The 25,902-nt window shown below is 67.7% G+C and carries 21 protein-coding genes; 10 read left to right on the top strand and 11 right to left on the bottom strand.

Annotated elements, in window-relative coordinates:
* Nucleotides 1-895 precede the first annotated feature (895 nt).
* From ACWDSJ_RS20070 to ACWDSJ_RS20055, 4 genes are all read right to left on the bottom strand, one after another.
* Nucleotides 896-1,954 (bottom strand): DUF262 domain-containing protein, encoded by a 1,059-nt coding sequence (locus tag ACWDSJ_RS20070; protein ID WP_450033540.1) that lies wholly within the window; start codon nt 1,952-1,954, stop codon nt 896-898.
* A 49-nt stretch (nt 1,955-2,003) separates the two neighbouring features.
* Complete coding sequence (locus tag ACWDSJ_RS20065; RefSeq protein WP_450033539.1) at nt 2,004-2,609, bottom strand: hypothetical protein; 606 nt, start codon at nt 2,607-2,609, stop codon at nt 2,004-2,006.
* Between the two features lie 427 nt (nt 2,610-3,036).
* Nucleotides 3,037-4,116, bottom strand: a complete 1,080-nt coding sequence (ychF, locus tag ACWDSJ_RS20060) for a redox-regulated ATPase YchF (RefSeq protein ID WP_450033538.1) — start codon at nt 4,114-4,116, stop codon at nt 3,037-3,039.
* A 26-nt stretch (nt 4,117-4,142) separates the two neighbouring features.
* Nucleotides 4,143-4,763, bottom strand: coding sequence for a TIGR03086 family metal-binding protein (locus ACWDSJ_RS20055; protein WP_450033537.1), 621 nt, complete (start codon nt 4,761-4,763; stop codon nt 4,143-4,145).
* Nucleotides 4,764-4,884: 121 nt separating this feature from the next.
* Between ACWDSJ_RS20055 and ACWDSJ_RS20050 the strand changes: the two genes are divergently transcribed.
* Nucleotides 4,885-6,267 carry a tetratricopeptide repeat protein gene (locus tag ACWDSJ_RS20050; protein ID WP_387363425.1) on the top strand — a complete coding sequence of 461 codons (1,383 nt, stop codon included), beginning with the start codon at nt 4,885-4,887 and terminating at the stop codon, nt 6,265-6,267.
* Here the strand turns inward: ACWDSJ_RS20050 and ACWDSJ_RS20045 are convergent, their stop codons facing one another.
* The 3 genes from ACWDSJ_RS20045 to ACWDSJ_RS20035 all read right to left on the bottom strand — a co-directional run bounded on the left by ACWDSJ_RS20045 (nt 6,268) and on the right by ACWDSJ_RS20035 (nt 9,397).
* Nucleotides 6,268-7,101 (bottom strand): carbohydrate ABC transporter permease, encoded by an 834-nt coding sequence (locus tag ACWDSJ_RS20045; protein ID WP_450033536.1) that lies wholly within the window; start codon nt 7,099-7,101, stop codon nt 6,268-6,270.
* Nucleotides 7,098-7,925: a carbohydrate ABC transporter permease gene (locus ACWDSJ_RS20040; protein ID WP_450033669.1), complete on the bottom strand. Its 828-nt coding sequence runs from the start codon at nt 7,923-7,925 to the stop codon at nt 7,098-7,100. Before ACWDSJ_RS20040 ends, ACWDSJ_RS20045 begins: the two co-directional genes overlap by 4 nt.
* Nucleotides 7,926-8,074: 149 nt before the next feature.
* Complete coding sequence (locus ACWDSJ_RS20035; RefSeq protein ID WP_450033535.1) at nt 8,075-9,397, bottom strand: ABC transporter substrate-binding protein; 1,323 nt, start codon at nt 9,395-9,397, stop codon at nt 8,075-8,077.
* Between the two features lie 235 nt (nt 9,398-9,632).
* Between ACWDSJ_RS20035 and ACWDSJ_RS20030 the strand changes: the two genes are divergently transcribed.
* The 4 genes from ACWDSJ_RS20030 (at nt 9,633) to ACWDSJ_RS20015 (ending at nt 14,304) form a co-directional block, all read left to right on the top strand.
* Nucleotides 9,633-11,930 carry a carbon starvation CstA family protein gene (locus ACWDSJ_RS20030; protein ID WP_450033534.1) on the top strand — a complete coding sequence of 766 codons (2,298 nt, stop codon included), beginning with the start codon at nt 9,633-9,635 and terminating at the stop codon, nt 11,928-11,930.
* Nucleotides 11,927-12,118 (top strand): YbdD/YjiX family protein, encoded by a 192-nt coding sequence (locus tag ACWDSJ_RS20025; protein ID WP_450033533.1) that lies wholly within the window; start codon nt 11,927-11,929, stop codon nt 12,116-12,118. Before ACWDSJ_RS20030 ends, ACWDSJ_RS20025 begins: the two co-directional genes overlap by 4 nt.
* A 138-nt stretch (nt 12,119-12,256) precedes the next feature.
* Entirely contained in the window at nt 12,257-13,753 is a 1,497-nt protein-coding gene (locus tag ACWDSJ_RS20020) for an AlkA N-terminal domain-containing protein (protein ID WP_450033532.1), read from the top strand.
* Nucleotides 13,750-14,304 carry a methylated-DNA--[protein]-cysteine S-methyltransferase gene (locus ACWDSJ_RS20015; protein WP_450033531.1) on the top strand — a complete coding sequence of 185 codons (555 nt, stop codon included), beginning with the start codon at nt 13,750-13,752 and terminating at the stop codon, nt 14,302-14,304. The genes ACWDSJ_RS20020 and ACWDSJ_RS20015 overlap by 4 nt, the downstream gene beginning before the upstream one ends.
* Before the next feature lie 77 nt (nt 14,305-14,381).
* Here the strand turns inward: ACWDSJ_RS20015 and ACWDSJ_RS20010 are convergent, their stop codons facing one another.
* A complete protein-coding gene (locus tag ACWDSJ_RS20010; RefSeq protein WP_450033530.1) occupies nt 14,382-18,023 on the bottom strand; it encodes an AAA family ATPase in 3,642 nt (1,213 codons plus the stop codon).
* A gap of 127 nt (nt 18,024-18,150) precedes the next feature.
* Nucleotides 18,151-19,320 carry an exonuclease SbcCD subunit D gene (locus tag ACWDSJ_RS20005; RefSeq protein ID WP_450033529.1) on the bottom strand — a complete coding sequence of 390 codons (1,170 nt, stop codon included), beginning with the start codon at nt 19,318-19,320 and terminating at the stop codon, nt 18,151-18,153.
* Nucleotides 19,321-19,422: 102 nt separating this feature from the next.
* Between ACWDSJ_RS20005 and ACWDSJ_RS20000 the strand changes: the two genes are divergently transcribed.
* A complete protein-coding gene (locus ACWDSJ_RS20000) occupies nt 19,423-20,559 on the top strand; it encodes a DNA recombination protein RmuC (protein ID WP_450033528.1) in 1,137 nt (378 codons plus the stop codon).
* Nucleotides 20,560-20,680: 121 nt separating this feature from the next.
* On the top strand, nt 20,681-21,433 hold the full coding sequence (locus ACWDSJ_RS19995; RefSeq protein WP_450033527.1) for a DUF6542 domain-containing protein: 753 nt from the start codon (nt 20,681-20,683) through the stop codon (nt 21,431-21,433).
* A 134-nt stretch (nt 21,434-21,567) separates the two neighbouring features.
* On the opposite strand, the gene ACWDSJ_RS19990 is transcribed toward ACWDSJ_RS19995, so the two are convergent.
* A complete protein-coding gene (locus ACWDSJ_RS19990) occupies nt 21,568-22,383 on the bottom strand; it encodes a hypothetical protein (protein ID WP_450033526.1) in 816 nt (271 codons plus the stop codon).
* A 186-nt stretch (nt 22,384-22,569) separates the two neighbouring features.
* Nucleotides 22,570-23,574 (bottom strand): 4-hydroxy-3-methylbut-2-enyl diphosphate reductase, encoded by a 1,005-nt coding sequence (locus ACWDSJ_RS19985; RefSeq protein WP_450033525.1) that lies wholly within the window; start codon nt 23,572-23,574, stop codon nt 22,570-22,572.
* 146 nt (nt 23,575-23,720) lie between these two features.
* Here ACWDSJ_RS19985 and ACWDSJ_RS19980 point away from each other — a divergent pair, with 146 nt between their 5' ends.
* Genes ACWDSJ_RS19980 through ACWDSJ_RS19970 form a run of 3 tightly spaced genes read left to right on the top strand, consistent with a single transcriptional unit; the run spans nt 23,721 to nt 25,901 of the window.
* Nucleotides 23,721-24,419 carry a lipid droplet-associated protein gene (locus ACWDSJ_RS19980; RefSeq protein ID WP_450033524.1) on the top strand — a complete coding sequence of 233 codons (699 nt, stop codon included), beginning with the start codon at nt 23,721-23,723 and terminating at the stop codon, nt 24,417-24,419.
* Entirely contained in the window at nt 24,416-25,687 is a 1,272-nt protein-coding gene (gene xseA, locus ACWDSJ_RS19975) for an exodeoxyribonuclease VII large subunit (RefSeq protein WP_450033523.1), read from the top strand. Before ACWDSJ_RS19980 ends, xseA begins: the two co-directional genes overlap by 4 nt.
* Nucleotides 25,674-25,901 carry an exodeoxyribonuclease VII small subunit gene (locus ACWDSJ_RS19970; protein WP_387363375.1) on the top strand — a complete coding sequence of 76 codons (228 nt, stop codon included), beginning with the start codon at nt 25,674-25,676 and terminating at the stop codon, nt 25,899-25,901. Before xseA ends, ACWDSJ_RS19970 begins: the two co-directional genes overlap by 14 nt.
* Nucleotide 25,902 lies beyond the last annotated feature (1 nt).

The raw sequence follows: 25,902 nt of genomic DNA, 5'->3' as shown, positions 1-25,902 counted from the left end.
GCCCTTCGTCGACCAGGTCCGCGCACACCGACGCAAGTCAGGTCGACCTCGTCGGCCACTCCCAGGACGGCCTCGTGATCCGCCTAATTGACATCGACCCCTACTGAACTACATCGTCGGCATCTCCGGCATCCAACAGGTCTACGGCTCCCCCTTCCTCCAGACCCTCAACGCCGATGGCGACACAACCCGCGGCATCAACTACACCGTCATCGCAACCCGATACGACGAAATCACCACCGCTACGACTCGAACCTTCCTCATGGCGGCCCCGACGCCACAATAGACAACATCACCCTTCGGAACGGCTGCCCGGCCGACACTTCGGATCACCTGTCAATGCCCTACCCCCCTCGAGCAATCGACTGGACCCGCCGCGCCTCGAGCCCGGAAAGTATCCGCGCCGACCAGGTCTGTTGCGAACCCCGCGCGCGGCAGTTCGGCCGCGCGAGCTGAGCGCGGAATCGCTACACGTTGAACCTGAACACAACCACATCCTCATCGGCAATCACGTAATACTTCCCCTTCTTCCACACTTTCCCGACTCGACCGCGGCAATCGACCCGCACACTGCCTTGCCACCTAGGCCACCGGTCGCATGCCATCACATGGGCCGACCTGCACACCTGCTATTCGGAACTCTTGAGTTATTTACGTTGATCTAGCCGAGCAGCTGAATAACGAATGAACCGATCAACGCCGATACGCCCCAACTGTCTCAACGTTGCAATAATAACCGATTCATCCGTCAGCTGCGGACGGATTTCGGACATCGAAAGCATTCTCTGACCGTCAGCCTCTACTACAGCCGCTCTCGAGCGGAACTTGAGCATCGCTGAAGTATATTATTAATAGACGAGAATAATTTATATTCACCTCCCCCTATCGCCAGTATTCAGGAGACACGAGTGATGACTTTCGTCAAGGATTGCAGTCGCGCTCTGCGCGACCCAAGATCGGAAGAGTTACGAATCCCAGACAGATACTCATTGATTATCGCCGAGACCTCTTCCTGCGGAAGCTGAATACGCGCCGATATACCCTCGATCAGATTCGCCGACTCATCGGAAATTTCATTTTGAGAAAGGTCTCTTCTGAACGAAGAGACTGCCCGCTGAAAAAGATCGAAAATTTCTCGATAGGATCGCTGCTTCACCACTGAAGCAGATTTGATATCTTCAAAAGAGTTCCATCCAGCATGAATGAGCGTATAAAGATCTACGATGTTCGACCATCTGGTCCTCCCCTCCCACTTGATGACTATCTTCAAAAGAGTAAGCAGCTCCAAAAATTTTCTCGCCTGCTCTTCATATGTGGCGAAGTCACTTGCGAAGACATTATAACGCTCGTCAAGCTCTGCCTTTTTATTGGAGACTCCGAATATACATGTACCGAAGATCTCTGCATAGAATTCAAGGTCACCACCGCGCTTTCTCCTTTCGCCGCTGAAAACTCCGGAAACATCGTTAATCTCATGGGAAGCACAGTCCTTTAGGAACTCATAAAACTCCCCGGGCAGTAGGGCGTTGCGAAGCTCCTGGTCCGTCAGGACCATGTTTACTCGGTTGACTCTCGCAAAAACAGCACGAACAAAATCGTCTCCCAAATCCGAAAGACGACGAATGGGAAAACGATATTGGAAGAACTTTTGCCGCACATTGGGCGGCAGATCGCGAAAGTAGTAGCCTTCGAACTTCCCTCGCAACGCCTCATCCTCAAGGCCGTCGAGCGGATACTTGTTGTCCAGGAATTCGAGCAGTGCGGTAAGTCTTTGTTGCCCATCGACTACTGATACCGTCTGCTCACCATCCGGGCTGGTTTCATAAGCCAGATAGATCTCCGGAATAGGATAGCCCAACAAGATGGTTTCCATCAAGGAAACTTTTGCCCGATTCGGCCAAACAGCCTTCCGCTGATACTCCGGCTGAAGTATGAGTTCCTTGGAATCGCTCATTTTCCGAAAGTCTGCAACGACCTTCGATTCTATTTCGAACTTGAGCGAATCATTCGCCATGAGCAATCCCATCTTCGATTGCGCGATCCCGCGCTCTTCCAACAGATGTCATATGGTAGTCGCGCAGCGCTCGGTGATTTCGATAGATCCGATAGTTCACGTCACGGCCACGGAAATCACGACCGAGAAGTTCCGTTATCATATCCCGAGCCTTCGACCATTTCTCCCCGATTGAGGAGAGTCGAGGTAGAACTATGTCGGTACCGATACACTCTTCAAAGACCAACTTTCTCAGGTTGCCCTTTTGGGTTCGAAACTCTTCCATCTCAAGAAGTGTCTTCAGCTCAATCCAGGTGGACTCGAAGATTTCAGATGACACGACAGCAATATCTAAGTCGGATCGTTCATCAAACAATTTGAACTGCTTATTCGGATTCAGAGAGTAACCCAACCGAGCACTACCGACTAGTTGAACCCCTACTGGGTCTACATCGAGCCGGTCCGCGACCAGATGACGCCAACGAACATACTCTACTTCTTCGGGCCAAATAGCAGGAGTGCCCTCGAATATGCGCGCGGTAACAAAATAGCTAACATTCTTGTCCATCGCGCGAAAGTCGTTCCAGAATCTTGCCAACCCCTCATTGCTTGACACTTGGCCCTCTCATCGCACGTGCAATCCAGAACGGCCCGTAAGGCCCGAATCCCCACACTGCCGCATACTACCCGTACAACCAACCAGTGCGATCTCTTTGGATAGATTTCTAATATTTTTGCGCCGCTGGACCCGTACTGAACGTGCTCAGGCACTGCTCCTGTCTGGATTCGGTACAGGCGAGCATCTCTGCAACCGTTCGGTCGCCTTCCCATCTGACGGGACATTGGTTCCGAAATTTCGAAGCAGACCACTCAGGAACACAACCACGGCTTATGGCGACGCCGGGCGATGCCGAGAATGCGGGTGTCACCGCGCCTCTCAGAATGGCGAGGTAAGTCCACCTCTCAAACAGGACTGAGGGCACCAGCGGTCAGTGCAAGTGCCAACGTCCACTCCTGCCTGAACAGCCCGTGCCTGGCGCTCGCTACACGTTGAACCGAAACTCCACCACATCCCCATCAGCCATCACATAATCCTTCCCCTCCATCCGCACCTTCCCCGCCGCCTTCGCCGCCGCCATCGACCCCGCCTCGATCAGATCGTCATACGCCACGATCTCCGCCTTGATGAACCCGCGCTCGAAGTCGGTGTGGATGACGCCCGCTGCCTTGGGGGCCGTGTCGCCTTGGTGGATGGTCCAGGCTCGGGCTTCCTTGGGGCCTGCGGTGAGGTAGGTCTGGAGGCCGAGGGTGTGGAAGCCCGCGCGGGCCAGGGCGTGTAGGCCCGGTTCGGTTTGGCCGATGGATTCGAGGAGTTCCAGGGCGGATTCGTCGTCTAGTTCGAGGAGTTCGGCCTCGACCTTGGCGTCGAGGAAGACGGCGTCGGCGGGGGCGACGGACGCCTTCAGTTCGGCGATCTTCGAGTCGTCGGAGAGGACGGACTCGTCTGCGTTGAAGACGTACAGGAACGGCTTCGTCGTCAGCAGCGAAAGTTCTTTCAGCAGTTCGCTGTCCACCTTCGAGCCCGCGGCGAACAGGGTTGTGCCCTGGTTCAGCACGTCCTGCGCGGCCTTGGCGGCCTCGAAGACGGGCTTGCGCTCCTTCTTGACCTTGGCTTCCTTCTCCAGCCGGGGCACGGCCTTCTCCAGGGTCTGGAGGTCGGCGAGGATCAGTTCGGTCTCGATGACCTCGATGTCGGCGGCGGGGTCCACCCGGCCGTCCACATGGACGACGTCGTCGTCGGCGAAGACGCGGACGACCTGGCAGATGGCGTCGGCCTCGCGGATGTTGGCGAGGAACTTGTTGCCGAGGCCCGCGCCCTCGGAGGCGCCCTTCACGATGCCCGCGATGTCGACGAACGAGACGGTGGCGGGGACGATGCGCTCGGAGTGGAAGATCTCGGCGAGCTTGTCGAGGCGCGGGTCGGGCAGGGGAACCACACCGACGTTCGGCTCGATGGTCGCGAACGGGTAGTTCGCGGCCAGCACGTCGTTCTTGGTCAGCGCGTTGAACAGCGTCGACTTTCCGACGTTGGGGAGGCCGACGATTCCGAGGGTGAGACTCACGAGAGCAAGAGTCTACGCGGGTGGGGTCACTGGCGAGGATCGCGACCCAGGTAGCGCAGCAGGCGGCGGACCGCGGTGTCGGTGTCCTCGCCCGCCACGACGGCGGCGTAGGCGCCCCACTGACGCAGCGGTTCGACCAGGCCGGTCGCGGCGATCAGGAACGCCTCGGCCAGCTCCTCGGTGAGCGGGGAACGCTGCCCGGTGGCGACCGCGACGTCCCACGCGTGGACGGCCGCATCCAACCCGCACATGACCGCCGCTACGGGAGCGGGGAGCTCTCCGTGCGGGAGCGGGGTGGGCACGGCGGCGGTGTCGTCGGTGACCCGCTCCCAGGCCGCGGCGGCCTCGTCGACGGCGGTGGCTACCAGGGTGGCGGGCTGGCCATCGATACTGCCGGAGGGGGCGAAGGGGTCGTAGTCGGGCCCGGCGCCGACACCCAGCGCGGTGGCGTAGGCGCGCTGGTCGCCCGCCGCGTGCTGAATCACCTGGGTGACCGTCCAGTCGGCGCACGGGGTCGGCAGTTGCCACTGGTCACCCCCGATCCCGGAGACCACATCGACGAGCGCGCGGTGCGAGCCGATGAGAACCTCCCGCCAGACCGGGGCCAGGGCGGCGGCCGGGTCGGCGACAGTCCGGGGGTTGCTCATGGGTGTTGCCTTTCAACGTGTTTCGATATCCTGCACAGCTTATGCGGGCACACCGACAACTTCCCGCAACGAGCTTTAGGATCGGTGGGGCGGCCCGCCCGAGACGGCCGCCGGAGAGGGGATGGTCGCGGTGGAGGATCGGCGACCCGTTCCGCTGGCACGGGCCCTGACAGCGTTGGCGCGGCAGCTGGATGTGCTGCCCATCCAATCCGACCGGTCTCGCCAGTTCGACGCCCAGGCGATCGAACTGACCGTCCACCTGGTGATCGGCTCCGAGCAGGGCGAGACCCGGCTGTGGGTCGCCGGATCGGGCAGTCCCGAGTCGCCCGAAAGCGCCACGCACACACTGAAACTCACGCTCGGCCCGACGGGCCAGCTCCCGCCCCCGTCGGTCGCGGAGACGAAACCCGTTGCCAAACAGGAGAAACCGCCGCAGCCGACCGACCGGCAGGGCGAGGTCATCGCCCTCTACGAACGGCTGCTCGCCGATCGCGAGCGCGTCCTCGGCCCGCTGCATCGCGATACGCTCGTCTCCGCCGGGAATCTCGCTCGCGCGTACCGGGATTCCGGTCGGCTCGCCGAGGCGATCGACCTGTACGAGCGCGTCCTCACCGACAGCGAGAACACCTTCGGTCCGCACGACGCCGACACGCTGTCGTTCCGTGGCAGCCTGGCCCGCACCTACCGGCACGCGGGCCGCATCGAGGAGGCGATCGATCTCTACGAGCGGACCGCCACCGACACCGACCAGGCGCTGGGCTCCGATCACAAGGACACCCTGACCGCCCGGCACAATCTCGCCATGGCCTACCGCGACGCCGGTCGGGTGTCCGAGGCCATCGACCTGTATCAGCGCACCATGCTCGACAGCGAGCGGGTGCTCGGCATCGAGCATCCGAACACGCTGGTCACCTGCGAATGTCTCGCCGCCGCACTGCGTTCGGCCGACCGCATTCCCGAGGCCACCGAACTCGACGAGCGGGTGCTCGCCGCCCGCGAACGCGCCCTGGGCACCGAACATCCCGACTATCTCGAGGCCCTCGGCAACCTCGCCGACGACCACGCCGCCGCGGGCCGCATGACCGAGGCGGTGGAGTTGTACCAGCGCGCGCTGAACATCAGCGAACGCGTTCTGGGCGCGGATCATTCGGTGACCGTGCAGGCCCGCGACAACCTCGCCTACGCCTATCAGCGCCTCGGCCGCGCCGCCGAGGCCGTCGACCTGTACGAGCGCGTCCTCGCCGACCGCGAACGCACCCTCGGCCCGGACCATCCCAGTACCATGCTCACCCGCAACAACCTCGCCTACGTCTACCAGGAGACCGGCCGCTACCGCGAGGCCGTGGAGGCGTACGCCCGCACCGCCGCCGATCGCGAACGCCTGCTGGGCCCCGACCACCCCGACACCCTGCGCGCCCGCGAACTGCTGGCGTTCAGCTACGAGGCGGCCTTGCGCACCAACCCGACCGACCTACCGGATCTGCCCGGCTCCCAGAGCCGTTGATCACCGACCCCCCAACCCCGACTGCGCCATCCCCCGCACGAACGCCTTCTGCGCGAATCCGTACACGATCAGTAGCGGGGTCAGCACGAGCAGGGCGGCGGCCATCAGGAGGGGCCATTGAGTGTGGTACTGGCCTTGGAGGCGGACCAGGCCGAGGGTGACGGTGGCGATGTCGTTGCGCTGGATCATGACCAGGGGCCAGAGGAAGTCGTTCCAGACGGTGATCCAGGTGAGGACGGCGAGGACCATGACGGCGGGGCGGGCGTGCGGCAGCAGGACGCGCCAGTAGGTCTGCCACGGGGTGCAGCCGTCGAGGATGGCGGCCTCCTCCAATTCGGTGGGGAGTGTGCGGAAGAACTGGCGCATGAGGTAGGTGCCGAAGGCGGAGCCGAACAGGCCGGGCACGATCATCGACCAGGGGGTGTCGACCCAGCCGAGGGCGCGCATGAGCAGGAACTGCGGCAGGACGGTGACCGTAAGCGGGACCATCAGCGTGGTCAGATAGGCGAGGAACAGCAGGTCACGGCCCGGAAAGCGCAGGCGCGCGAAGGCGTACCCGGCCAGGGAGCAGAACAGTACCTGGCCCGCGGTGACGCACGCGGCGTAGCCCGCGGTATTGAGCAGCATGCGGCCGAGCGGAAGCAGCTCGAAGACGCGGCCGTAGTTGGACCAGTGCGGCGGGATCGGGCTCGAATCACTCAGCAGCCCACCGTCTTTCAGCGAGGTCGACAGCGCCCACAGGATCGGCCCGATCGCGCACCACGCGATCAGCACCAGGACGGCGTAGGCGAGCAGCCCGCGCAGGGTGCGGCGCAGGATCGCGCGGTCGGTCACCACTGCTCGGCCTCCCGCCGCGACAACCACAGCTGCACCAGCGTCGCGACCAGCAGCAGCGCGAAGATCACCCATGCCAGCGCGGCCGCGTAACCCACCTCGTAGAAGCGAAAGGCGTTCTGGAACAGCATGATTCCCAGGACATAGGTGCCCGTCTCGGGTCCGCCGTTCCCGTCGGTCAGCGCGTACGCCTGGTCGAACGCCTGCACGGTATTGATGATCGTGATGACGAAGACGAACGACAGCGCCCCGCGCACCAGCGGCACCGTGATCGATCGGAACCGGCACCACGCGCCCGCGCCGTCGAGACGCGCCGCCTCGTAGAGTGTTTCGGGGATGCCCTGCATGGCGGCGAGCAGCACCACCGTCGCGAACGGCACGCTCTTCCACACCGTGACCAGGCTCAGCGAGATCAACGCCCAGGCCGGATCGCTCAGCCACGGAACGGGTTTCACGCCGACCCAGCCCAACATCGTGTTCACCGGCCCCTCGTCGGTGGCGAGCAGGAACCGCCACACCACCGCCATGGCCACAGTGGAGGCGACCAGCGGCAGGAAGGCGAGCGTGCGAAACAGCCCGATTCCCAGCAGTTTTCGATTCAGCGCCGCCGCCACGGCGAGGCTGACGGCGACCGTGGGCACCAGGGTCAGCGCGGTGAAGACCGCGGTATTGCGCAGGGCGATGACGAACAGCGGGTCGCCGAGCAGCTCCCGATAGTTTCCCAGTCCGACGAAATGCATGGGCCGGAACAGATCCCAGTGCTGGAAGCTGAGATACAGCGAGAAGCCGAGCGGGAACAGCAGGAACACCGCGACCGCCGTCATATTGGGCAGCACGAAAAGCGCCCCGGCCCGGGCACGCCGCCGCGCCAAGCCGGACCGCCGCCCCGACACCCTCGGTCCATCCGCCGTTGCGCGGGGACGATCTTCCGGCGCACGCACCGAGGGGAAGGCCGTCAGCGATGAACGAGGTGTCATATCCGCTCCCGCAACAACGCGTCTACGTCGGAAGCGCTGTCCCCCAACGACTCCGCGGAAGCCGCGCCGCGCAACACCCGACTGAACTGCCGCGACAACACCGCCTCCACCTTGCCCCACGTGGGCGTGACCGCGAGCGGACGGGAATGCTCCGGACCTTCGGTGAACACCGCGAGATTGCGGATACGCCGATGCGCCGCAAGGAAACCCGGCGAGCGCATGGCCGAACGCAGCACCGGAACGAACAAACCGGACTCCGCGATGACCGCCTGCCCGACCGGCCCGGACGCGAATTTCACGAATTCCCAAGCCTGTTCGCGCCGTGGACTGGCCGCGGCGATGGCCAGCCCGGTGCAGCCCACATCGGTGATCGCGGACGGGCCGCCGTGCGGTCCCACCGGCAGCACGGTCACATCGAAGTCCAGATCGGCGCGCTCGGCGAACTCCGAATACAGCCAGTGACCGCCGAGCAGCATGGCGGCCCGGCCGCTGGCGAACAGGTCGTAGGCCGAAACCGATTGGCGATCCGCGACTTTCGGCGCGACGCCGTGCCGTAACGCCAGGTCGGCGTAGAACTGCACCCCGGCCGCGAATCGAGGATCGCCGACATTCGCGCGAACCGGCGCGACCGGCGGGGTGAACCACTCGACGCCGTTGTTCATCCCGAAGCAGGCGGCCGAATAGGCGGGCACCCACCCGTCGACGAAACCCCACTGCCGGTCCCGGCCGGTACCCCGCGTCAGAGCCTTTGCGGTCGACAGGAATTCGTCGAAGCTCCACGCCGCGTCCCAACTCGACGGCGCGACCACACCCGCCCGCGCGAACAGCTCACGGTTGTAGTACAGGAACACCCCGGACCACTGCTCGGGCAGGGCGAATTGCCCACCGCCGTAACCGAACACGTCGTAGAGCTCGGGGTACCCGTCCTCCCGCAATGACGCCCCGACCGGATCGCGAGCCAGGAGTTCCCGCAGATCCAGCAGCACACCCCGTTCGGCCAGGCCCGCGTACAGCAGCTCCCAGGCCATCAGCACGTCGGGGCATCTGCCCCCGGCGCAGTAGGTCAGCATCTGCTGCAACGGATCCGGGCCCGACAGGATGGTCCGGACCTCGATGTCGGGGCGATGCCGCCGGAAGGCGTCGATGATCCGCGTTCGCGCCCGCGCCTCCTCGGGGCGCGCCTGGAAGAAGAAGGTCAGCGCGTCGTCATCGGCGCCCCCGCAGCCGGAGGCCAGCAATGGTGCGGCGATCATCGATCCGAGCACGGTCCGGCGACGCACGACGACCTCCCTCCGCGACGGCGACCAGGACAGTGGCATTCGACGGACGCGGCGACGCCGCCGCGGACCAGCACGGCAGCTTACGCAGTACCACGCTGCGGGACATGGCAACACGCGAGCATCCGGGAATCCCGGCTGCGGGATGTCGGCGCGGTATGCGACCATTCGTCCCGAATGTTCGGACTTGGTGAAGTCGGCCCGCGGGTGCGTCGGTTCGGCTACGTTGTGTCCGTTTCCACAAGACCCGAGTGAGAAGTACGGGAGAGTAGCTGGCATGGCGACGACCACCGAATACCTCCGAACGGACCCCGATCTACCTCCCGTCGGCGTGGTCGATCGCGCTTCCCTGTCCCCGGTGAAGAAGGGCGTCTTCCTCGTCGTCGCCGTCCTCGGCGCGGTCGCCTGGGCCGTCCTGGCCATCGCGCGCGGCGAGAGCGTCAACGCGGTGTGGATCGTGGTCGCCGCGGTGTGCACCTACGTCATCGCCTACCAGTTCTACGCCCGGCTCATCGAGTACCGGATCACCAAGCCGCGCGACGATGTCGCCACGCCCGCCGAGGAACTCGAGAACGGCAAGGACTACATGCCGATGGACCGGCGGGTCCTGTTCGGCCATCACTTCGCCGCCATCGCGGGCGCCGGGCCGCTCGTCGGTCCCGTACTCGCGGCGCAGATGGGCTATCTGCCCGGCACGATCTGGATCGTCGTCGGCGTCGTGCTGGCCGGCGCGGTGCAGGACTATCTGGTGCTGTGGATCTCGGTCAAGCGGCGCGGGCGCAGCCTCGGGCAGATGGCCCGCGAGGAACTCGGCCTGTTCGGCGGCGTCGCCGCGCTGCTCGCCGTGCTGGCGATCATGGTGATCCTGCTGGCGGTGCTGGGCATCGTCGTGGTCAACGCGCTGGCCGCCACGAAGGGCGCCGACGGGCAGCTGCACGGCGGCAGTCCGTGGGGCGTGTTCTCGATCTCGATGACCATTCCGATCGCCGTGCTCATGGGGTTGTACCTGCGGTATGTGCGGCCGGGCAAGGTCGGCGAGGTGTCGCTGGCCGGCTTCGCGCTGTTGCTGCTGGTCATCATCTCCGGTCGGTGGGTGTCCGAATCCGGTTGGGGGCGTGACCTTTTCACGCTGTCCGGGACGACCATTGCCTGGATGCTGATCATCTACGGGTTCGTCGCGTCGGTGCTGCCGGTGTGGTTGCTGCTCGCGCCGCGCGACTACCTGTCGACGTTCATGAAGATCGGATTCATCGTGCTGCTGGCGCTCGGCGTGGTCTTCACCATGCCGGTGCTGAAGGCGCCCGCGGTATCCCAGTTCGCGGGCAACAGCAGCGGTCCTTCGTTCGCGGGCAGCCTGTTCCCGTTCCTGTTCATCACGATCGCGTGCGGGGCGCTGTCCGGATTCCACTCGCTGGTCTCCTCCGGCACCACACCCAAACTGCTGCAGAAGCAGTCCCAGGCCCGCATGATCGGCTACGGCGGCATGCTGATGGAGTCGTTCGTGGCGGTCATGGCGATCATCGCGGCGAGCATCCTCGACCAGCACCTGTACTTCGCCATGAACGCGGGCGCGGGACTCACCGGCGGCACCGCCGACAAGGCCGCGGCCTACACCAACGGCCTCGGGCTGGGCGGCACGCCGATCACCGCGGCCGAGTTGAACCAGACGGCGGCCAATGTGGGCGAGTCGACGATCGTCTCGCGCACCGGCGGCGCGCCCACATTGGCGGTCGGCATGGCCGAGGTGATGCACAAGTTCATCGGCGGTACGGGACTCAAGTCGTTCTGGTACCACTTCGCGATCATGTTCGAGGCGCTGTTCATCCTCACCACGATCGACGCGGGCACACGCGTGGCGCGCTTCATGCTCTCCGACACCCTCGGCAACCTGGGCGGGCCGGCGCGGCGGTTCAAGGATCCGTCGTGGCTGCCGGGCGCGTGGCTGTGCTCGCTGCTGGTCGTGGCGGGCTGGGGTTCGGTGCTGCTGATGGGCGTGACCGATCCGCTGGGCGGCATCTACACGCTGTATCCGCTGTTCGGCATCGCCAATCAGCTGCTGGCCGCGGTCGCGCTGACCGTCGTGCTGGTGATCGTGGTGAAGAAGGGCCTGCTGAAGTGGGCGTGGATTCCGGCGCTGCCGCTGATCTGGGATCTGATCGTCACCATGACGGCGTCGTGGCAGAAGATCTTCTCCGCGGACAAGAACCTCGGCTACTGGAAGCAGCACAGTATCTACTCCGACGCGCGGGCGGCCGGGAAGGTGCTCGCGCCCGCCAAGACCATGGCCGATATGGACAAGGTGGTGCGCAACACCGCGATTCAGGGCACCTTGTCCATCGTGTTCGCGGTGCTGGTGTTGATCGTGGCGATCACCGGCCTGCTGGTGTGCGTCCGGGCGCTGCGCAAGGGCGGCGGGCCGACCGCGGAGACGCCCGAGGTGCCGTCGAAGATCTTCGGCCCCAGCGGTTTTCTCACCAGCACGGCCGAGAAGGAGGTGCAGCGGGAATGGGACGAGCTGGCGAAGGCGGGCAAGGTCCGGATTCCGGGGGCGGCACACGCCTCGGCGCGGGAGTGAGCGCCGTCCTGGGTACGGGCCGGGCACTGATCCGGTACGTGAACGCCGTCATCGGCGGGGAGGACTACGCCCGCTACGTGGAGCATCTGCGGCGAAATCACCCCGACCGGGCCGTGCCGACGGAACGAGAGTACTGGCGGGAGCGGTACGCCGCGGCGGACCGCAACCCGACCACCCGGTGCTGTTGAGCGGAATTCGCGGGCGCCCCAGCACATAACGAGCAATCGTTTCATAGCCAGACCGAATGACCATGAAACGTTGTATCGCGGGGGTAGCTGTCTGTTTTCCGCTAGCGCGGATCCGCTCGGGCTGACATGGTGGAACCCGTGAGTGCGAACGGTCTGGACTTCGAGCGTTGTTACCGTGCCGTGGCGACCCGCGACGCCCGTTTCGACGGGCATTTCGTGACCGCGGTGCGCACCACCGGAATCTATTGCCGCCCATCGTGTCCGGCTATCACCCCGAAGCGCTCCAATGTCACGTTCCTGCCCACCGCGGCGGCCGCCCAACAGGGCGGCTTCCGCGCCTGCCGCCGCTGCCTGCCCGACGCGACCCCCGGATCCCCGCTGTGGAACACCCGCGCGGACCTGGCGGCGCGGGCCATGCGCCTGATCGCCGACGGTGTGATCGAGCGCGGTGGCGTGCCCGCGCTGGCAGGGGCGCTGGGGTACTCGCAACGTCAGCTGACCCGGGTGCTGACCTCCGAGCTCGGCGCGGGACCGCTGGCCCTGGCGCGGGCGCATCGCGCGCACACCGCGCGGCTGCTGATCCAGACGACGCGAATGTCCATGTCGGACATCGCCTTCGCGGCCGGTTTCGCCAGCATCCGGCAGTTCAACGACACCGTGCGCGAGGTGTTCGCGGTGAGCCCGACGGTGTTGCGGGAGGAGTCCCGGCGCTCGCGCGGTGACACCCTGCCCGCCACCAACGGCATGCTCACTCTCCGTTTGCCTTATCGCGAGCCGCTGGACAAGCCGTGGCTGGAGTGGTTCCTGTCCTCGCACGCGGTGCCCGGCATCGAGCAGTGGGAGGACGGCACCTACACCCGCAGCCTACGGACGCCGCACGGGCACGCTACGGCTCGGCTGAGCATTCAGACCGGGCACGTCCGGGCGGCGCTCGCGCTGCACGACATGCGGGACCTCGCGCCGACGGTGGCACGCCTGCGACATCTGCTGGACCTGGACGCCGATCCCATCGGCATCGACGAGGGGCTGGCGAACGGCTTCCACGGGATGCCGGTGAGCCCCGGCATCCGGGTGCCCGGCTGTCTGGACGCCGAGGAGTTGTTGCTGCGCACGATGATCGGGCAGCAGATCTCGGTCTCGGCGGCGGCCACGCATACGGCGCGATTGGTGGAGGCGCTGGGCGAGACGGTGAGCGGGCCGGTGCCGCGGCTGTTCCCGTCGGCCGAGGCGATCGCCGACCGAGGGGCGGAGGTGCTGACCGGGCCGACGCGGCGGACCACCTCCATCCTGTCGGCGGCGCGCGCTCTGGCGTCGGGCGAGCTGGCGTTGCACGCGGGCCGGACGGCAGCGGACGTGCGGCGGGATCTGCTGGCGCTGGACGGGGTCGGGCCGTGGACGGCCGATTACGTGACCATGCGGCTGCTGGCGGATCCGGACATCCTGTTGCATACGGATCTGGTCGTGCGGCGGGGGGCGACGCTGCTCGGGATCGATCTGACGGAGACCGCGCGGTGGGCGCCGTGGCGATCGTATCTCTCGATGCATCTGTGGAAGCGCGCGCTGGCCGAGCGGACCAGCGGCGCGGCCAATGGGGTGGCGGCCCGGTCCGTCGTGAAAGTGGGAGCGCAGCAATGATTTTCGCGGATGTCGCGACGGTGGATACCGCGGCGGGACCGTTCACGGCGATCGTCGATTCGGACGGTGCGGTATTGGCGTCGGGCTGGACGGCCGACCCCGAGGACCTGCGTCCCGTCATCCACCCCACCCTGCGCCCCACCCAACTGCGCCAACGAGATTCACTGGGCCCGGTCACCGACGCCGTCCTCCGATACCACGAGGGCGACATCCTCGCGATCGACGCCATCACCGTCCGCCAACTCTCCGGCCCATTCCTCGTCCACGCCTGGGAAGTCCTCCGCAAGATCCCCGCCGGCTCCCCCATCACCTACACCACCTACGCCGAACGCTCCGGCCGCCCCGAAGCCATCCGCGCCGCCGCCAACGCCTGCGCCCGCAACGCCGCCGCCCTCTTCGTCCCCTGCCACCGAGTCCTCCGAACAGACGGCAGCCTGGGCGGATTCCGCTGGGGGCTCCCGATCAAACGCTGGCTGCTCGACCACGAAGCCACCGCGACCAAGGTTCGGCAGTACAGCCGCACTCTTTATTTGGATCCGCACTCGTTGTAAGGGGATGTAGGGGGTGCGGATTTGAATAAGGGGTGCGGGTGGGGGTGGGGCTTATTTGGGGCTATCGGGTGGGGGTGTCAGGCGACGATGGTTTGGAGGTGGGAGCCGGTGGGGTTGCGGATTACGTGGAGGCGGCTGGGGATTCGTTGGCGCATTTCGTCTACGTGGGAGACGACGCCTACGACTCGGCCGCCGGAGCGGAGTTCGTCGAGGACGGACATGACGGCGTCGAGGGTGTCGGCGTCGAGGCTGCCGAAGCCCTCGTCGATGAAGAGGGTGTCGAGGACGAGGCCGCCGGATTCGGCGGAGACGACGTCGGCGAGGCCGAGGGCCAAAGACAGTGAGGCCATGAAGGTTTCGCCGCCGGAGAGGGTTTTGGCGGGGCGGATGGCGCCGGTGTAGTCGTCGCGGATGTCGAGGCCCAGACCACCGCGGCGGCCGCGCGGACCGGCGGCGTCGGAGTGGACGAATTCGTAACGGCCGCCGGACATTCGGCGCAGGCGGACCGAACCGGCCAGGGCGACCTCCTCCAGCCGGGCGGCCAGAACGTAGGAGCGCAGGGACATCTTGCGGTTGTTGGCGCCACGGCCCGCGACGACGTCGGCGAGTTCGGCCAGTTCGTCGTGCGCGGTCTGCATGGGCGTGATGTGGTCGACCGCCGCCCACAGTTGTCCGCTGAGATCCTCCAGATCCGAGACGCGACGCGTCGCCTCGGCGTGGGCCGCGATCGCGGCCTCGTGACATGAACGCGCCTGTGCGACAGCCGCTTCCACGGCGGCGAGATCGCCGGGTTCGGTGGTCGCGGCGGCCTGGATGTCCGGCTCGGCCAGAACCTTCTCGGCGTGGGCTCGGACCTCCCCGGCGGCCGTGAGTTCGGCCTCGATATCGGCCTGCTGCCGCGCGGTCCGGGCGGCCGCGTCGACGATCTTGGCGTATGCCGCCAGCACCGCGTAGTCCGGTTCGGCCGCGCCGTCGGTGACGACCGGCTCGCCCTCGCTGATCAGACCGGCGGAGCGCGCGGTCAGTTCGACGCGGCGGGCGGCGGCGGTGAGATGGTCTCGCGCCGAGGCGGTTTCGGTGCGGGAGGAGCGCAGGGCGGTGGCGTCGGCGATCAGCGCCTCGAGGCGGGCGCGACGGCGTTCCACCGTGCCGTCGGCTCCGGCGGCGAGACGCAGCCGTTCGGTGACCTCGGCGAGGCGGCGGTCCGCGGCGGAGATGCGTTCGGCCACCGCGCCGGTACGGCCCTCGGCGTCGCGGAGTTCCTCCTGAAGGTTCGTGTCCTCGGTGCGCAGGCGGGCGAGTTCGACGGTGAGGTCGTCGTGGCGGGCGGCGATGGTGTTGGCCGCCTGGTAGCGGGTGGTCGCGGCGTCGAGGGACGCGGTCAGCTCCGCGGTATCGCCGTCGCCGCCGCGTTCGGTGAGGATCTCGCGACGGCGTTGCAGTTCGGTGACGCGCGCCAGGGCGCGTTCGCGGGCGGTCTCGGCGGCGCGTTCGGCGGCGACGGCCTTCTCCTCGTCCGCCTTGGAGGCGGCGGCCGCGACGGGTCGCGCGGGGGCGGGGTGCTCGGTCGAACCGCACACGCTGCACGGATCGCCCGCGTTCAGAGCGCCCGCCAATTCGGCCGCCATTCCGGCCAATCGGCGTTCGCGGACGTCGAGGGTGTGCTCGCGGGCGTCGTTGTGGGCGGCGCGCGCCGAGTCGTGCTCGGCCTCGGCGCGGGCGAGATCCGCGCGCACCCGGATCAGTTCGACGGCGGCGGTCGCGGCGGCCCGCAGGCGCTCACAGTCGGCGGCGAGGCCGGGGAGTTCGGCGACGGCGTCGGCGGCCTCGCGCAGGCGGACTTCGGCGGCGCGAATGGCCTCGGGGAGTTGAGCGCGCCTGGCGGAGAGCGTCTTCAGTCGAGCGGTGAGCCGGGCGTGCTCCTCGCGGAGGGCGGCGAGGTCGGTGCGGAGGCGGCGGGCCGAATCGGCGTCACTGCGGACCTCGTCCAGGGCGCCGATTTGCGTGGTCCAGCGTTGGACGGCTTGCTCGATGCCGGAGGGTTGGGGTGAGTTCGGTTGCGGCTCAGCGTCTTCGGGCTCCAGCGCTACTGCTCGATCGGCCACCGTTCGCAGCGGCCCGGTCCGGCGTGTGGGCCTCGAAGGCTCCTTCGTGACGATGTCGAAGAGGCCCGGTTCGTCGTCGAACAGGCTCGGTTCGTCCGAGTTCGGGGCGGGGAAGAGGCCGAGTTCGTCGCCCGTCGGCGTCCGCCGCGCTCCAGCGGCGTCCGCGTCACCTGCCGCACCGTCCGACGGCCCTGCCGCTCCCGTTTCCGTGCCCCTTGCCCGACCGTCCGAGAAGCCTCCCCCTCCCGTTACCGTGCTCCTTGCCCGACCGCCTGACAATCCTCCCGCTTCCGTTTCCGTGTCATTTGCCCGACCGCCTGACGACCCTCCCGCTCCCGTTTCCGTGTCGTCCGAATTCGCCTGCTCGCCATCGACATTCGAGCCGAACGTCCCACCCGCAGCCTCAGAGTCGCTCCCACCCGTACCCGAACCAGCACCACCCCCCGCCTCCACATCCCCCGCCAACGGTTCGACGGCCCGCAGATCCTCGCCCCATTCGGTACCCGCCAATTCCCCCTCGGCGAGATCCCTTGCCGCCCAATACGTCCCACTGATCTCGAGACTGGCGGGTTCGAGCAGCCGCCCGGCGAGACGCTCCGCCAGCGAACGCGACTCATCGGCCCGACGGCGGACCGTCACCGCCGCGGCCCGCGCCTCCGCCAGCCCGGCGGCCACCGGTTCGGCGCGGCGGGAGCGGTCGAGTTCGTCGCGCCGCTGGCTACGCAGGTCGGCCGCGGCGTGGTACTCGGCGAGCTGGGCGCGGGCGGTGGTCAGCCGCCTATGCAGGTCGTGCAGGCGGCGCTGTTGATCCGCCGCCGCCTGGGCCTGTGTCGAATCCTGTTGGCAGCGTGCGAGTTCGGCGGCCGCTTCGGTGGCGCGGGTGCGGGCGGTGGCCAGCAGGCGTTGCGACCACTCCACGGCCTCCAAGGGTCCGATGGCCTCCGTCGGGCCGAGACCCGCCACGCCGCCGATCCGGGCGGTGAGCCGATCGATGTGCTGCCGCCGCGTCTCCAGCTCGGCCTGACCGTCGCGTCGCCGCTGGGCCAGCCACTGTTCGGCCGTCCCGAAACGCTCTGTGTCGAAGAGCTTTTCGAGCAGCTTCTCGCGATCCTCGTTGTCCGCCCGCAGGAATCGCGCGAAATCGCCCTGCGGCAGCAACACCACCTGGAAGAACTGGTCGGCGCTCATCCCGAGCAGCCGGTTCACCTCATCGCCGATATCCGGTATGCGCGAGAGGTTTTGGCCGTGCCCGTCCAGCCATTCGAGTGTGGCCGCCGCATTCTCGGTGCGAAATCCCGTGCCGCGCTTCTTGGGTCGCTGGAACTCCGGTGTGCGGATGAGCCGCAGCCGCCGACCGCCCAACGTCGCCTCCAACAGCACCCGCGGCGGGGTCTGGGGGTCGGCGTGATCGGAATGCAGCCGCTTGCTCTCCCCGCGCGCGCCCGGCACCCGGCCGAACAGCGCGAAGGCGATCGCGTCCAGCACGGTGGTCTTCCCCGCACCGGTCTGCCCGTGTAGCAGGAACAGCCCGTCCGCGCCGAGTTCGTCGAAGTCGACCGTCGCGGTCTCGGCGAAGGGACCGAACGCGGTGACCTCCAGCCGGTGCAGCCTCACGCCCGGCCTCCTGTCGCCGATACGGGCTGGTGGACACAGAATTCGCCGAGCAGCCGGAGGCCACGAGCGCGGGCCGGGCGGCGTGGCGGATAGGCCTGCCCGTCATCGTCGGCGTGCGAGGAGTCCGTCATGCCGACAGTTCCTCCGAAACCTCGCGGACCACCTCGGTTTCGGCCGTCGCGGCGGCCAGTGCGCGCTCCAGCCAGTGCAGTTCGGTGGGCGTCGGGTCGCCTCGGACGTCGGCGAGGAAGGTGTGGGCGATCTCGGTGTCCCGGCGACCGTGCACGCGTTCGCGGTACCGCAGCTCCGGATTGCCCTCGGGGCGGGACCATTCGACGTGCACGGCGTGCGGGAAGCGGTCGCGGAGGCGGCGCAGGGCGTCGATCGGGCGGGCGTGGTCGGTCAGCGTGGCCGAGATGTAGTGGGTCTCGCAGTCGGCGTGGGCGGGATCGGCGAGCAGGTCGTCCAGGGTGCCGGTCAGCTGGGTCAGCCCGCGGACCTGGGGCAGCTCGCGGCGGCGCACCTCGGCCAGGCCGTCGGCGTCGAAATCGAGCAGCCACACCGCTTTTCGATGGGACCGCTCGGCGAACGAGTACGGCAGCGGGGAACCGGAGTAGCGGACGGACTCGGTGAGGGTCTGTGGCGAGTGCAGGTGCCCGAGGGCCACGTAGTCGATGCCGTCGAACGCGCTCGCGGGGACCGTCTCGACGCCGCCGACGGAGATCGATCGTTCCGAACCGGTCGCCTCGCCGCCGACGACGAACGCGTGGGCCAGCACGATCGAGCGCGGGTCGCCGCGCCGGGCCAGATCGGCGCGGATCCGGGCCATGGCGGCCTCGAGGATCTCGGCGTGCGAGCGGGCCTGCGGCACACCGAGTTCGACGCGGGTGATCTCGGGCTCCAGGTACGGAATGCCGTAACAGGCGATTTCGCCGTATTCGTCCGAAAGCGCGATCGGGCGGTCCACGTCGGCGACGGTGGTGCGCAGATGCAGTCCGCCCGCCGCCGCGAAACTCCCGAGCGCGCCGAGCCGCGTCGGCGAGTCGTGGTTGCCGGAGGTGGCGACGATGACCGCCCCGGCGGCGCGAATGGCCTCGAAACCCTTGTTGCACACCGCGATCGCGTCAGCGCTCGGGATCGACCGATCGTAGACGTCGCCCGGTAGCAGCACCACCTCGACGCCCTCGGCGGCCACGATCTCGGCGATGGCCGCCAGCGAACGTTCCTGGTCGGCAAGCAGATCGACGCCGTGGAAGGTGCGCCCCACATGCCAGTCCGAGGTGTGCAGCATCCGCATGCCGCGAAACCGTAGGGCATGACACCGACAGAGTCGAAACCGCCGGGCCGGTCGTGGCGCGAAAACGCCACTTTGTCGGTGGCATACGGCACTATCGGCTGCATGACCGCACCGATGCTGTTCGCGCTGCTGTTGGTGTTCTGTGCCGGAGTCGGGCTGGGCTGGCTGGGTTGTGTCGCGCGGGCGGGACAGCGCGCGGCCCGCGCCGAGGCGAGCCTGGCGGCGTTGCGCGACAACGAGCGACTGCTCCGCCAGTCCCTGAGCGCGGCGAGCGAGGATGCGGCACGGCGCAATTCGCACGCCGTCGGCGCGCTGGTGGAGCCGCTGCGGGAGGCGGTGAACGCGCTCGAACAGCACATTCGTCAGGTCGAGCACAGTCGCATCAACGCGTATTCCGGTCTGCGCGAACAGGTCGCGGGCATGCAACGGCTCTCGCATCAGCTGTCCACGCAGACCGGTCAACTGGTGTCGGCGCTGCGCGCGCCGCAGGTGCGGGGACGCTGGGGCGAGATCCAGTTGGAGCGGGTCGTGGAACTGGCGGGCATGTCGCGGCACTGCGATTTCGACACCCAGGTCACCGGCACCGGACGCGACGGCGGCGTGCGCCCCGATCTGGTGGTGCGACTCGCGGGCGGGCGGCAGATCGTCGTGGACGCCAAGGTGCCGCTCACCGCGTATCTGGACGCGACCGCCGAGGAGGACTTCCGGCTGCGCGGCGAGCATCTCACCCGGCACGCCAAACATCTGCGCGCCCATATCGATCAGCTGTCGGACAAGGCGTATTGGGCGGCGTTCGACCCGTCCCCGGAATTCGTGGTGCTGTTCGTCCCGGGCGATCCGTTCCTGGACGCCGCGCTCACCACCGACGCGGGTCTGCTGGAGTACGCCTTCGGGCGGAACGTGATCCTGGCCACCCCGACCACGCTGATCGCCTTGCTGCGCACGGTCGCCTACGGCTGGCGGCAGGAGGCGCTGTCCCGCGATGTGGCGACCATTCAGCAACTGGGTCGCGAGCTGTACACGAGGCTGAGCACGACCGGTACGCATCTGGATCGGCTCGGCGCGCAATTGGGCAAATCGGTCGAGGCGTTCAATCAGACGGTGGCGACGGTCGAATCGCGGGTCATGGTGACCGCGCGGCGGCTGCACGAACTCGAGATCGGCGATCGGGACGTGCCCGACATCCGGCGTGTCGACGCGTGGCCGCGGGCCGTGGAATGCGTCGACACCAGCGATTGACCAGCCCTTCCGCCCGGCCTCGACACACGTTTCGGTCGCTACCGATAGTGTGCTTTACGTGGCAGCTACCCAACGCGACCGATCCGAGGTGCCGGCATCGCACCGATCGATCATTCCGTCGGTGCCCGGCGTCCCGGCCGGGGCGGCGGTCTTGATCGCGGTGGCGTGCACGTTCATCGGATTCTTCATTGATTCCGGGGGCAGCGGCAAGGATCTGACGCACGTGTTCGCGGCGGCCTACATCATCGGATGTGTGCTGGCGGCGCTGGTAGTGCGCTATCGCGGCCTGTTCACCACCATGGTGACCCCGCCGCTGCTGCTGTTCGTGGCGGTGCCGCTGGCGTATCAGCAACTGATCGGCCACAGCTCGACCTCGCTCAAGGACATCCTGCTGAATCTGGCCATCCCCCTGGTGAATCGGTTCCCGGTGATGGCCATCGCGACGTTGCTGGTGCTGGCCGTCGGGGCCGTGCGGATGTATCTGCACCGCCAGGAGGCCGGGCCGGGCCGGAGCGGGGATCGCGTCCGCAAGGGCGATTCGTGGGGGCCGCGGCCGTCGGCCGAGCGCGCGCGGCGGGGGCGGTCCTCGGCCGGGGAGAAGGCGCGGCGGGGCCGTCCGGAGAAGGGCGATCCCGAGGGGACGTCCCGCACGGGCCGCCGTCCCGGTGCGAAGACCGCCGAGCGTCCGGCCGCGAAAACCGGGGAACGCTCGTCGAGAGTGCCGCCCGGTTCGGGCTATTCGCGTGGTTCCGAACGGACGGCCGGGGCCGAGCAGCCGCGCCGCGGTCGACCGCAGCGCAGCGGTGAGGTTCCCCCGCATCCGCGGCCCAATGTCCGCTACCGCGAACGGGATTCGGGCCGCATCGAACACTGACGTGCCGCACCGGCACTGCCCGCCGGGCGGCACGTCGCGGTGCCCGTTCGTCCCTCCGGCACCGGCCCCACGTGTGGCATATCGGTGGGGCGGCGATGTCGTTACGGCCCAGGGCGATTCGCGGGTGGCGCGAATCACATTCGGGGCGTTTTGATTCCGATGGTGGCGGCGTATTCGGCGGCGAGCCAGGGAGCTAGATCGTCGATGACGAGGTCGAGGACGGGCGGATCGGCGTGCGGGGCGCGGGCGGCGGTGGCGGCGCGGCGCATCTGGTCGGCTCGGTGCGGGTAGTAGTGGGCGAAGACGTCGGCGGAGCGGGCGAGGTCGCTGGTCCAGCCGCCCCAGCGGGGCATGACGAGAGTCAGCCCGGTGCGGACCGTGCGGCGGGAGATCTGCCTGGTCAGGCGGGTTCGTTCGGCGTCGGTGCGGCATGCGGCCCGGCGTTCGGCCCAGGTGGGGAGGAGGAGATGGAGGTCGCCGTTGGTCTCGCGGGCCAGCAGGGTGGTCGGGCGGTAGCGCGGCAGGTGGGTGGCGAGGTCGTCGCCGAGGAGTGGGGTGCACAGGCAGGCGACGAACCAGCCGAGGTCGTGGCGTTCGAGGTCGCTGAGCAGGGTGGTCGTGGTGGCGAAAAGTATTGCGGCGCCGTTGATTTCGGGGTGCGCGGCGTCCAGTTCGGTGGAGATCGCGGTGGCGTCGGCGCGGTCGGTGTCGGTGGGTTCGGCGTGCATCGCGAGCAGTAGGTCGAGATCGGACAGCCCCTCGACCGCTGTTCCACGCGGGACGCTGCCGTACAGGTAGGCGCTGTGCAGGCGCTCCGGTCCGAAGGTCCGCGCGATCGCGGCGCGAGCGTGCGCGACGATGGGTTCGAATCGCGGCTGGACCCGTTCGAGCGAACCCTCCCGGGCAATGAATCCCTCGGCGTCCAGCCCCTCGACCGGCTCACCCCTCAACCCGTTCACCTCATGCCCGGCCTTCCCAGGTTCGGCAACTCCAGCCGCACCCTTTATTTGGATCCGCACTCGTTGCAGGGCCCTGAAAGGGGTGCGGATTCGAATAAAGGGTGCGGCTGGGTTGCCGTACCTGGGGTGGTTGGCCCTTGGGTTGCTGTATGGGGGACCGTCCCTGTGTGGGATTGGTCAGCGGCGGGTGGGGCGGAGTTCGCGGGGGAGGGCGAAGACGAGGGTTTCGTTGGCGGTGGTTACCGGGTGGACGTCGGCGAAGCCGTGGTCGGCGAGGAGGTCCAGGACGCCGCGGACGAGGATTTCGGGGACCGAGGCGCCGGAGGTTACGCCGACGGTGTGGATGTTCTCGAGCCAGGACGGGTCGACCTCGCGGGCGAAGTCGACGAGGTGGGCGGCGCGGGCGCCCGCGTTGAGGGCGACCTCGACCAGACGCTTGGAGTTGGAGGAGTTGCGCGAGCCGACCACGATGACCAGATCGCATTCGGGGGCCATGGCCTTGACCGCGGTCTGACGGTTGGACGTGGCGTAGCAGATGTCGTCGCTCGGCGGGTCCTGCAACTTGGGGAAGCGCTCGCGCAGGCGCTGCACGGTCTCCATGGTCTCGTCGACCGAGAGAGTGGTCTGGGAGAGCCAGATCACCTTGTTCTCGTCGCGGACGGTCACATTCGCGACCGAGTCGGGGCCGTCGACCAGCTGCACGTGGTCGGGCGCCTCACCGGCGGTGCCCTCGACCTCCTCGTGGCCCTCGTGGCCGATGAGCAGGATGTCGAAGTCGTCGCGGGCGAAGCGCTTGGCCTCCTGATGCACCTTGGTGACCAGCGGGCAGGTGGCGTCGATGGTGTGCAGGTTGCGCGCGGCGGCGGCCTCGTGCACCGCGGGCGAGACGCCGTGCGCGGAGAACACCACGACCGCGCCCTCGGGCACCTCGTCGGTGTCGTCGACGAAGACGACACCGCGCTCGCGCAGCGTCTCCACGACGTGCCGGTTGTGCACGATCTCCTTGCGGACGTAGATCGGCGCGCCGTGCTTGTCGAGCGTGCGCTCCACGGTCTCCACCGCCCGGTCCACCCCGGCGCAGTACCCCCGCGGCTCGGCGAGCAGCACCCGCTTCGTGGCACCGGTCACAGCGGACCCGGCCGACCGCGCGATTCCGACGTTCAAGGGGATTGCCGACGACATGCCCCCAGCTTACGTGGCTCACCGTGCGCGGCCACCGCGAGCCGCTGACCTCACGGAGACCGCCGACCGATATCCTCGACGGACACCGCACCACCGATCCCTGGGGGCCGCTTTGCATCACACGGCATTTCGGGCAGGCTAGGACTATGTTCCGACCGCCGTTCATCGCCCGCGTCGCCGCCGGTGCCGCCGTTTACGCGATCGAGGAAACTCGTCGGCTACCCACGGTGGCAATGAATTTCCCGATCACCGCCATCAGTCGCCTGCTGCAGACGACCATGCACACGCAGCAGTTCGTGACCAGCCTGGCGCTCAAGGGCGACCTCGTTTTCGACCGCCTCGCCAACCGTCCCGTGGAACAGCCCGAATGGGCGACCTTCGACGAGGACGAGATCGACGAACAAACCCCCGGTTTCGCCGCGGACACGAGCCGCAAGAGCCGTTTCGATCTGTACGACGAGCCCGAGCCGACCTCGGCGCAGAGCAATTTCAACGCCCCGCAGCCGCCCGCGGAGACCGACGCCGTCGTGCCGCGTCCGCTCGCGCCGGAGAGCGATTTCACCGCGCCGCAGCCGACGACAGCGCCGGACGACTCCGAGCCGGAGACCGAAAGCGCTTCCGCCGCAACGGCTTCCAGCAATGGCAAGCCGGAGACCATCGACACTCCCGAGGTCGCGGTCCGCTTCGACTACGAGAACATGACCCTGGCGCAGCTGCGCGCCCGGCTGCGCGTGCTCACCCTCGACGACCTCGCCACCCTGCTCGAATACGAGCTGAAGACCCGCGACCGGGCCCCGTTCGTGACCATGCTGACGAATCGGATCGCCACAGTGCAGGCCAAGTGAGCGATCCCCGCGGGAATTCGCCGCAGAATCCCTGGCCGGTCCGCAGCATCGCCGTCAAGGTCGCGCAGTGGATCGATCGGCTCGGCAGTGTCTGGGTCGAGGGGCAGATCACCCAGATCAATCTGCGGCCGGGGGCGCGCACGGCGTTCCTCGTGCTGCGCGATCCCGCGGCGGACATGTCGCTGTCGATGACGTGCGAGTCGGAGCTGTTGCGCGCGGCGGCCGTGCCGTTGCAGGAGGGCAGCCGCGTCGTCGTGTACGGCAAACTGTCCTATTTCACCGGGCGCGGCACGATCTCGTTGCGCGTCACCGAGATTCGGCCCGTCGGCATCGGGGAGCTGCTGGCGCGCATCGAGCGGTTGAAGGCGTTGCTGGCGGCGGAGGGGCTGTTCGATCAGCGGTTGAAGCGGCCGATTCCGTTCCTGCCCAGGACGATCGGGTTGATCACCGGGCGGGCGAGCGCCGCCGAACACGATGTGCTGACCGTCGCGCGGGGACGCTGGCCCGCGGTGCGGTTCGAGGTCCGCAACACCGCGGTGCAGGGACCGACGGCGGTGCCGCAGATTCTGGAGGCGCTGGCCGAGCTGGATCGTGATCCGGCGGTCGAGGTGATCGTGCTCGCGCGCGGCGGCGGCAGCGTGGAGGATCTGCTGCCGTTCTCCGACGAGACGCTGTGCCGGGCCATCGTGGCGGCGACGACGCCGATCGTCAGCGCGATCGGGCACGAGCCGGACAATCCGATCTCCGACTACGTGGCCGATCTGCGCGCGGCCACGCCGACCGACGCGGCGAAGCGGATCGTGCCCGACGCGGCGGCGGAGTTGGCGCTGGTCACGGAGTTGCGGGAACGGTCGGCGGCGGCGTTGCGGGGGTGGGTGGATCGGGAGGGGCGCGCGCTCGCCCAGCTGCGGTCGCGGCCCGTACTGGCCGAACCGCTGCGGCTGCTCGATCAGCGCTACGACGAGGCCGAGCGGCTGCGGACGGCGGCGCGGCGGGCCGTCGACCATGTCATCACCACGCAGGCGACCGCCACCCGGCATCTGCGCGAGAAACTCACCGCGGTGGGTCCGGCCGCCACGCTGGCGCGGGGATACGCTGTGGTGCAACGGGTTTCGGGGAACGAACGGCACGTGATCCGCGCGGTGGCCGATTCGCCGCCCGGCACTCAGCTGCGGATCCGCGTCACCGACGGCGCGGTCACCGCGGCCGCGCTCGGCAGCCAGATCCTGACCACCGACCGGAAGGAGTCACCCGATGAGCGCCGATGATCTCGCCGAGATCGCGACCTTCGGGTACGAACGCGCCCGCGACGAGCTGGTCAATGTCGTGAAGATGCTGGAACAGGGCGGGATGGATCTCGACGACTCGCTGGCGCTGTGGGAGCGGGGCGAGGCGCTGGCCAACCGCTGCGAGGAACATCTCGCGGGCGCCCGCAAGCGCGTCGAGGACGCCCTGTCGCGACGTTCGGACGGTGCGTCCTGAT

It is taken from the genome of Nocardia sp. NPDC003482, from assembly GCF_053588115.1.
This window is presented reverse-complemented; position numbering and strand designations above follow the sequence as displayed.